Annotated in this window: 3 protein-coding genes; 2 read left to right on the forward strand and 1 reads right to left on the reverse strand. The window is 70.2% G+C overall.

Annotation, left to right across the window (positions count from 1 at the left end):
* Positions 1-64: 64 nt before the first annotated feature.
* Positions 65-337: a phosphopantetheine-binding protein gene (locus DP939_RS07080; RefSeq protein ID WP_113979788.1), complete on the forward strand. Its 273-nt coding sequence runs from the start codon at positions 65-67 to the stop codon at positions 335-337.
* A gap of 319 nt (positions 338-656) precedes the next feature.
* Positions 657-3,587 carry a helix-turn-helix transcriptional regulator gene (locus DP939_RS07085; protein WP_158578492.1) on the forward strand — a complete coding sequence of 977 codons (2,931 nt, stop codon included), beginning with the start codon at positions 657-659 and terminating at the stop codon, positions 3,585-3,587.
* Here the strand turns inward: DP939_RS07085 and DP939_RS07090 are convergent.
* Complete coding sequence (locus DP939_RS07090; protein ID WP_113979790.1) at positions 3,480-5,078, reverse strand: FAD-dependent monooxygenase; 1,599 nt, start codon at positions 5,076-5,078, stop codon at positions 3,480-3,482. The two genes, DP939_RS07085 and DP939_RS07090, sit on opposite strands and share 108 nt — an antisense overlap.
* Between the last annotated feature and the right edge of the window lie 92 nt (positions 5,079-5,170).

Below are 5,170 nucleotides of genomic sequence, written 5' to 3' on the forward strand. Positions count from 1 at the left end.
TTATTTCCCGAGGCGCTGCGAGATTATTTTGGGAGGAATACCGGCCGACCCGAGGATCACTCACATGCTGCCTGCATGGGATGCGCGGTTTGAAGGAATCCTGCGCCCTTACCTGCCCTTTCTCGCGCCCGACGAGGCGCTTTCGGCCGATGCCGAGCTGCGCGACCTCGGTCTTGACTCGCTCGGCATCGTCGAACTGCTGACATCGCTTGAACATGTGTACGAAGCACGCTTCCGCGACGAGCTGCTGACCGTGCAGACGTTTGCGACTCCGGCTCGCCTTTGGCAGGCGCTCTCGGCCGCGCGCGGCCTACAGTTGGATCACACCGTGGACTGACCCCTACCGCGACGGCCCGTCCGCCGGCACCCGCCGGGGACGGGCCTTCGGCGTGCGGGCATAGGTGATTCGACCACCGAACGTGACGGGATATTGACAGAAAGTGATAGGGGACCCCTGATTGAGGGGACCCGCACAGTGGGCCTTGCGGCCTTTTCTGCCGTCAAATAGCCTGCAGCGGAAGGGGGGTTTCTCCGAACGGGGCCATATCAGACGCGCAGCCCTATGCTTCGCGACCTTAACATTTCATCAATCTGTCAAACGGGGAAACATCAACCTTGGCCAAGCGTTGTGCTGTAACAGACAACTAGGGGTATCAGTGCTGCCCAGGGACCGGCAACACGTCTTAACCGCACTAGCAGAGCTGCTCGGGGAGTGCATCAATGGGGGACAGGGCCGCATCGCCGTGATCACGGGACCGGCGGCCTGTGGAAAGACTGCGCTGACGGACGCTCTCATGGAGCACGCCGCGGCGCTCGATGTCACTTGCCTGAGCGCGGTCTGCTCATTGTCAGAGAAGTCCCTGCCGCTCAGCGTGGCAGGACAGATTTACCACAACCTGACTCTGGTCAACACCGATTCGGTCGAGTCGGCCCGGATTCAGGATGAGATGGCGGCGGCGGCCCAGATGGCCGCCACCGCCCAGATGCTGGAGCAGCCGCCGTCGGCCGACGGGTGGCTGCGCATCGCGCACGGCTTCTGGCTGCCGCTGCTGCGGGTCGCCCAGCGGCGACCGCTACTGATCATCGTCGACAACCTCGACCACGCCGACGCGCCGTCCATCCAGCTCCTTTTCTACCTGGTACGACGGTTGCGGACGGCCGGAATCATGGTGGTCTTCACCGCGACCGAGCAGCCGGGCGTCAACTCGCTGCTCGACATCGACCTGCCGTGGCACTCCTACGCACGGCGGTTCACACTGGGCCCGCTCTCTCCGGAGACGGTCGCCGACATGGTGGTCCAAGCCCTCGGGGAAAGGGCCGGCGACCACCTCGGCGTACGCTGTCACGAACTGAGCGGGGGCAGCTTCATCCTGGTCAACGCCCTGATCGCGGACTGCCGGGCGGCGCTCGCGATCGGCGTCGAGCCGACGGAACCGGTGGTCGGGGACAACTTCTCGCGCGCGGTGGTGGCGCTGCTGCACCGCAACGACCCCTCCGTGCGCAAGGTCGCGCGGGCCATCGCGATCCTCGCCGGCAACGCCACCGCCGAGCGGATCGCCACGCTGCTCGACATGGACGCCAACCTGGTCGATCGGGCCGTGGAGGCGCTGGTGACGACCGGCCTGGCGGACGCCGCGCCGGGCGGCCCCAGTTTCCGCCACGAGGTGGCCAGGGTCGCGGTGCTCAACGAGCTGTACCCGCAGGAGCGCAACGACCTGCACGTACGCGCCGCGCACCTGCTCTACGGGGAGGGCGTCGCCGCCACGGCCATCGCCCCCCACCTCGTGGAGGCCGGCTACGCCCGGCCGGGGTGGGCGGCGGACGCGCTACGCGAGGCGGGCGAGCAGGCCATGCTGAGCGACCAGCTCGAACTGGCCGTGCAGTGCCTGCGGCTGGCCGCCCAGAACTCTGATGACACGCTGCTCACCGAACAGCTGGCCAGAGCCGAGTGGCTGCTCAACCCGTCGACCGCCGCCCGGCTGGTCAGCTCGCTCGCCACCGCGGCCCAGGAGGACAACGCCGAGCCGCGCAACATGCACAAGCTGGTCCGGTACCTGCTGTGGCACGGCAACGTGGACGAAGCCGCGGACGCGCTCAAGCGGCTGACCGCCTCCGCCGAGGAACTGGACGAGGACGACGCGGCCGAACTGGAGATCACCCAGCAGTGGCTGCGGTCGTCGTACCCGGCGATGCTCACGCACGTACGGCTGGCCTCCGTGCCGGTGGCCGGCACCGCACCGGCTTCGGCCAGCCTGCACATGCAGGCGGCCACCGCCCTGACCACGGTGCTCAAGGAGGGCCCGAAGGAGGAGGTGCTGCGCCGCGCCGAGGAGGTCCTGCGCTCCTCGCACCTGGACGGCACCGACGTGGACACGGTGGAGTCCGCCCTGTTCACGCTCATCTACGCCGACCGCACCGACCTGGCCATGCCGTGGGCCGACCACCTGTACGAGATGGCCACCCGGCGCCGCTCCCCCACCTGGCGGGCGCTGATCACCGCCTTCCAGGCCGAGATCGCGCTGCGCCAGGGCGACCTGGCCAAGGCGGAGGAGTACGCCGACAAGGCGCTGCGCATCCTGCCGCCGCGCGCGTGGGGGGTGTGGATCGGTGTGCTGGTCACGCCGTTGCTGCACGCCACGACCGAGATGGGCAAGCACGAGGTGACCATGCGGCACCTGCGCCAGCGGGTGCCCGAGGCCATCTTCCAGACCCGGTACGGCCTGCACTACCTGTACGCCCGCGCCCGCTACTACCTGGCCACCAACCACGTCCACGTCGCCCTGCGGGACTTCCTGCTGTGCGGGCGGCTGATGCGGGAATGGGGCCTGGACACCCCGGCGCTGGTGCCGTGGCGGTCGGGAGCCGCGGAGGCGTACCTCAAGATCGGCGAGCCGGAGCGGGCGCGCAAGCTGATCCAGGAGCAGGTGGGACTGCCCGGCGGGGAGTCGCCGCGGGTGCGCGGCAACACGCTGCGCGTGATGGCCGCGACCAGCGAACCCGCCGACCGGCCCGAACTGCTGTCGGAGGCCGTCAAGCTGCTCCAGGACTCCGGCGACCGGCTGGAACTCGCCTACGCCCTGACCGACCTGACGCACGCCTTCGACCGGCTCGGCGACGCGGCCAGGGCCCGGCTGACCGGGAACATGGCCGACAGCGTCGCCAGCGGCTGCCACGCCGAACGGCTGCGCCGGTCGATCCCGTTCGGCACGGACCCGGACGCGCCGGCCACGGACGAGATCGGCAGGAGCGCCCGCGCGCTCAGCGACGCCGAGCAGCGGGTCGCCTCCCTGGCCGCGGCCGGGCACACCAACCGGGAGATCGCCGGGAAGCTGTTCATCACGGTCAGCACGGTCGAGCAGCATCTGACCCGGATCTACCGCAAGCTCGGCGTCAACGGGCGCAGTGACCTTCCCATGCTGTTCCAGCCGGGAGGGCCGCCGCCGGTGGGCATCAAGACGCGGCCGCTCCCGGCGCGGAGGTCAGCGGTCGAGAACAGCGCGCAGGGCGCCGGTCAGTTCGGTGGTCCCGCTCGCGTCGCGCGAGCGCCAGGCAACGTAGAAGTCCGGTCTGACCAGCGTCGCGCCTGACTCGGTGACGCCGTAGGTCGTCGCCCACGTGTTCGCCGGATCGGTCAGGCCACCGTCGCCGCCGATCCGGTGGACCGCCAGCTCGATGCCCAGCTCGGCCGCGGCCTGCGCCGCGGCGGCGGCCCACGGCTCCCCCTCCGCGCCGGTGAGCAGCACGAACGACCTGCCCAGCAGCTCGATGGAGGAGATGTCGGCGCCGTCCTTGACGAGCGGGACGTGCGGGGCGCGTGAGCCGGGACGACCCGTGGGCCGCTCCGGGTTCTCCATGGGCGCGCCGTCGTCATCGGCCTCGCGGACGATGGCGTCGCTGATGTGGCGGTAGCCGAAGTACAGCTGGGAGACCGGGTCGGGGTCGGCCTGCATGGCGTCCTCGCCCAGCTCCTGGCCCTCGGCGCGGAGGAACGCGGCCAGGCCGTGCGCCGCGATGGTCTCGGCGTAGGGGTAGCGCTCGGGCTCGTAGCTGTCCAGCAGCCCCGGCCCGGCCTGGCCGTTGACCACCATGGCGAGCTTCCACGCCAGGTAGAAGCCGTCCATGACGGCGGTGTTGCCGCCGAAGCCGCCGTTCGGCGGCACGATGCGCACGGCGTCGCCGACCAGGAACACCCGGCCGTCCCTGATCCGGTCGGCGATCCAGTGCCGGATCTCGACCGGCTCCTCGCCCCTGCGGGTCAGCTTCACCGGCAGGTCGGGGACGCCGACGGCGATCCTGATCAGCTCCAGCCAGCGCTCCTCGGTCAGGTCCTCGGCCTGGGTCCGCTCGTCCAGCCGGACGCCGAACAGGTACCGGTTGAGCTGCTCCGGGTTGCCCAGGTCGCCGTACCCGCCGGGCAGCTCCGGGTTCTGCAGGTGCATCAGCACATGCCCGGACGCGGGCAGGTCGGCGGGCACGTCGGCCTCGAAGTGGACGTCCATCAGCCGGTGCAGCAGGCCACGGCCGTGGCCGCCGATGCCGAGCCGCCCGCGGATGCCGCCGCGGTGGCCGTCCGCCGCGACCAGGTAGTCCGCGCGTACCGTGCTCCGCTCCCCGGTGGGGATGTCACGGAGGACCACGGTGACGCCCTCGTCGTCCTGCTCGAAGGAGACCACCTCGGTGCTGAACCGGATCGTCGCGCCCAGCTCACGGGCCCGGTCGGCGAGGATCGGCTCGGACCTGTCCTGGCCCGCGCCGCCCCACGCCGCGGTGGTGAGCGCGCTCAGGTCCGGCCACAGGGCCTCGTCGATCGTGTGGAAGATCGGGCCCGCCATGGAGACGCCGATCATGATGCGCACGTCCTGGAGCACCGACGCCTCAAGGTAGCGCCGCTCCAGCCCGGCGAGCCGCAGCGCCTCCATGACGTGCGGGTACTGGCCGTACGCCTTCGGGTGCTGGGAAGTGGTCGGGTGCCGCTCCACCACCAAGGCCGGCACGCCGTGCAGCCCCAGGAACGTCGCCGTCGACAAGCCGGACAGACCGGCCCCGACGATGAGCACGGGAACGCGTTGATCTGACATAAACGGTCTCCCCTACAACATTTCATGTGCCTGGCTTACCTTTGCACGGGCTTCGCGCGGCGAAGCCCCCTAAAACGCCCCTGAAAGGCCCC

Origin of the sequence: Spongiactinospora rosea, from assembly GCF_003315795.1 — a bacterium.
GTDB classification, from domain to species: domain Bacteria; phylum Actinomycetota; class Actinomycetes; order Streptosporangiales; family Streptosporangiaceae; genus Spongiactinospora; species Spongiactinospora rosea.